Origin of the sequence: Ensifer sp. ZNC0028 (genome assembly GCF_000799055.1) — a bacterium.
In the GTDB taxonomy this organism is placed as follows: domain Bacteria; phylum Pseudomonadota; class Alphaproteobacteria; order Rhizobiales; family Rhizobiaceae; genus Ensifer.
The window spans coordinates 1-3,592 of record NZ_JTLA01000129.1 but is presented as its reverse complement, the minus strand read 5'-3'; the positions used below and the strand labels follow the sequence as shown (position 1 = coordinate 3,592).

Genomic DNA, 3,592 nt, shown 5'->3' with positions numbered 1-3,592 from the left:
CACAATTCGGTAAAAACAGGAATCCCTATTGAGTACAGACCCTAGCGCTTCAGATGGCGCGTCAGGCGCGCTTCCAGCAGGCTCCAGATGTTGCGCAGGATCTCGACCATGATGAGGTAGAGAATGGCTGCCCAGATATACATCTGGAAATCGAAGGTGCGGGAGAAGGCGTAGCGTGTTTCGCCCATGAGATCGAAGACGGTGACGATCGCGACGATCGCCGAGCCCTTGATCATCAGGATGATCTCGTTGCCGTAGGGGCGCAGCGCCACGATCATCGCCTGTGGCAGGATGATCTTCCAGAAGGCGACGCGCTGGGGAAGGCCGAGCGCGTCAGCCCCCTCGCGTTGGCCGCGCGGCACGCTCTCGATCGCGCCGCGCAGGATTTCCGCCTGGTAGGCTGCGGTGTTGAGCGTGAAGGCGAAGATCGCGCAGTTCCAGGCGTCACGGAAGAACCACCACAGGCCGACCGCTTCGAGCTGCGGGCGGAAGCTGCCGAGGCCGTAATAGATGAGGAACAGCTGTGCCAGCAGCGGTGTGCCGCGGAAAAAGTAGACATAGCCGTAGGCGAGCCACGACAGGACCTTGTTCTTCGACATGCGGGCAAAGGCGATCGGCAGCGACAGGATGGCGCCCATGACGATCGAAAGGCCGACCAGCATCAGCGTGACGCCGAGGCCGTTGATGAAACGCGGGCCGTACTTGGCGAACTTGTCCGGATCCCATCCGCCGACGACCGTCAGGAAGATGCCGACGCCGAGCGCCAGCCAGATGCCGAGCGCAACGCTGCCGACGAAGCGGGTGAGCGTATAGGGCTTCGGCGGAACCGGTGGCGGCGCCTGGGGCGGGATGATCGTTGCAATGACACTCATCGGCCCATCTCCGCACGCTTGGTTCGCCGTTCAATGTAGGAGAAGACGATCGAGGAAATCATCGCAAGGATGAGGAAGAGCACGCAGGCAACGCCATAGAATTCGAAAGCTTGCTTGGTCACGCGGGCGGCAATGCCTGTCTGGCGAAGGATGTCCGTCAGGCCGACGACGGAGACGAGGGCCGTGTCCTTGAGCAGCGCCATCCAGAGATTGCCGAGACCGGGCAGGGCGATGCGCACGAGCTGCGGCAGGATGATGAGGCGCATGGTGCGGCCGCGATGCAGGCCAAGGGCGTCACCGGCTTCGTATTGTCCATGCGGGATGGCCTTGAAGGCCGACAGCAGGACTTCCGAGCAATAGGCGGAGAAGACGACGCCGAGTGCGATCATGCCGGCGAAGAAGGCATTGATTTCGACCGGACCGTCGTAGCCGAGCGATGCCAGCAGCTGTTGAACGAGGATCTGCAGGCCGTAATAGACGATGAAGAGCGTCAGCAGTTCGGGCAGGCCGCGGAAGATGGTCGTATAGATGTTGGCGGCCAGCCGTACCGTGCGTTCTTCGGACTGTTTGCCGAGCGCGATGAAGAAGCCGATCAGCAGGCCGACGGGCAGCGTGGCGATGGCAAGGCTCGCGGTAATGACGAAGCCGTGGGCGATATCGTCGCCCCATCCGGTGTCGCCGCAGGCCAGAAGCGTGCCTGGTCCGAACCAGGTGAAGACCCCGACCGGGCCGCAGAATGGATCGACGATCGATCCGATCCAGGAGAGGATGGAATAGAAGCCGGCAAACAACCCGCTCATGTCAGAGATTTCCCCTTTTGCGCTGTTCTTATGCGTATCGATCGCGCTTTGTTTTAGGCTCTTGTCAAACAAAAACGGCGGAAGGGCAAGCCATCCGCCGTTGCAATTTTCGCATCAACCGACGTTTTTCCGGCATGATTCACTAGGAAATCGCACCGGAAACCGTCAATCAGCTGCCATAAACATCGAATGGGAAGTACTTTTCGTTGATTTCCTTGTACTTGCCGTTGGCGCGGATCGCCTCGATCGCCTTGTTGAACTTCTCGCGCAGCGCGTCGTCGCCCTTGCGGACCGCGATACCGGCGCCGTCGCCGTTGATAACCGGATCGATCGGCAGCGTGCCGAGCAGCTTGCAGCAGGCGCCGTCAGCGGTCTTCAGCCATTCCGAGAGCACGACCACGTCGTCGATGACCGCGTCGATACGGCCGTTGGCGATGTCGAGCTTGTACTCGTCAGCCGTCGGATAGAGCTTGATGTCCGCGCCCTTCATATGCGCTTCGGCATAGTTGGAGTGGGTGGTCGAGCCTTGCGCGCCGAGCGCCTTGCCCTGCAGAGCGGCGGCGGTCGCCTCGGTGATCGGCGAATCCTTCGGTACGACGATAGCCGGCGGCGTGTTGTAGTACTTGTTGGTGAAGTCGACCTTTTCCTTGCGCTCGGCGGTGATCGACATGGACGCGATGATGGCGTCGAACTTCTTGGCGATCAGCGCCGGGATGATGCCGTCCCAGTCCTGCGTCACGAAGGTGCATTCAGCCTTCATTTCCACGCACAGCGCCTTGGCGATGTCGATGTCGAAGCCCGTCAGCGTGCCGTCCGCTTCGAGGTTGTTGAAGGGCGGGTAGGCGCCTTCCGTGCCGATCACGACCTTTTCGCCATCGGCCATGGCCGAGCCTGCCATGAGCACGAAAACGGCAGCCGATGCGGCGGCTGCCAGCCGCTTGGAAATACGCATGATAGTCCTCTCTGTTGGCCGACATCCGCTTTTCTTGTTTTTCGCGGATGCCAATTTCAGCCGGGGCGTCTGCCGCCGGTTGTGGCGATATTCGTACTCTTTTCCACTAAAAATCAACAGGAAAGCGAAGGCGCTCAACGGGAATTGGGATTCGACCGATGATTGTGCTTTTCAGCGCCGGAGGAACATGAACGAGGCGTTCAGCGGCGGTTAATCTTGCCTCCGCTAGCCCTTGTCAAGGAACCGGTTCGCGGTTTGGGCGTTGCATTGGACCGCGCGTCTCGCGGTCAACACAAAAAAGCCGAAACCTTGGGTCAAGGCCCCGTAAGTATTCGTGTTCGCATTCCCTTCGTCAGCGTGTCATGGGTTGACGAGAGGATGCGGGCCAGGACCTCCCAGGAAGAGGAAGGAAGACAAAATGTCGATTCGATCCAAGCTGTTTGCGACCGTCGCGCTGCCGGTGCTGTCGGTGTCCGTGGCGGTTCCGCCTGCCGTGGCCGACAGCCTGATGAAGCCATTCGAGGTTGCACAGGAGGGCGGTGGCCAATCCGACCAGGAGCTGCTGCTGCAGCAACAGCGCCAGGCGGAAGAAGAAGCCGCGCGCCAAGCCGCCGAGCAACAGCAGCGTGCTGCCGAGGAAGAGGCAGCGCGCCAGGCCGCCGAACAGCAACGTGCCGCTGAAGAAGAGGCTGCACGACAGGCCGCCGAACAGCAGAAGGCCGCTGAGGAAGAAGCTGCGCGCCAGGCTGCCGAACAGCAGAAGGCTGCCGAGGAAGAGGCTGCCCGTCAGGCCGCCGAACAGCAGAAGGCCGCTGAGGAAGAAGCCGCCCGTCAGGCTGCTGAGCAGCAGAAGGCTGCCGAGGAGGAGGCTGCGCGCCAAGCTGCCGAGCAGCAGAAGGCTGCTGAGGAGCAGAAGGCTGCTGAAGAGCAGAAGGCTGCCGACGAGCAGAAGGCCGCCGAAGAGCAGA

At 61.3% G+C, this 3,592-nt stretch carries 3 protein-coding genes and 1 pseudogene; 1 reads left to right on the top strand and 3 read right to left on the bottom strand.

The genetic code is table 11. From position 1 onward, the window contains the following. Positions 1-41: 41 nt before the first annotated feature. The 3 genes from L981_RS27735 to L981_RS27725 form a co-directional block, all read right to left on the bottom strand. On the bottom strand, positions 42-872 hold the full coding sequence (locus tag L981_RS27735; protein WP_043624134.1) for an ABC transporter permease: 831 nt from the start codon (positions 870-872) through the stop codon (positions 42-44). After that, positions 869-1,672 carry an ABC transporter permease gene (locus tag L981_RS27730; protein WP_043624130.1) on the bottom strand — a complete coding sequence of 268 codons (804 nt, stop codon included), beginning with the start codon at positions 1,670-1,672 and terminating at the stop codon, positions 869-871. Before L981_RS27730 ends, L981_RS27735 begins: the two co-directional genes overlap by 4 nt. Before the next feature lie 169 nt (positions 1,673-1,841). Further along, positions 1,842-2,624 (bottom strand): ABC transporter substrate-binding protein, encoded by a 783-nt coding sequence (locus tag L981_RS27725; protein WP_043624128.1) that lies wholly within the window; start codon positions 2,622-2,624, stop codon positions 1,842-1,844. Between the two features lie 418 nt (positions 2,625-3,042). Between L981_RS27725 and L981_RS27715 the strand changes: the two are divergent. Further along, a pseudogene (locus tag L981_RS27715) lies at positions 3,043-3,592 on the top strand (hypothetical protein); the annotation flags it as partial.

Coding starts and splice junctions, on each gene's coding strand:
- L981_RS27735 (WP_043624134.1), bottom strand. CDS start 872: ATGAGTGTCATTGCAACGATCATCCCGCCCCAGGCGCCGCCACCGGTT.
- L981_RS27725 (WP_043624128.1), bottom strand. CDS start 2,624: ATGCGTATTTCCAAGCGGCTGGCAGCCGCCGCATCGGCTGCCGTTTTC.
- L981_RS27730 (WP_043624130.1), bottom strand. CDS start 1,672: ATGAGCGGGTTGTTTGCCGGCTTCTATTCCATCCTCTCCTGGATCGGA.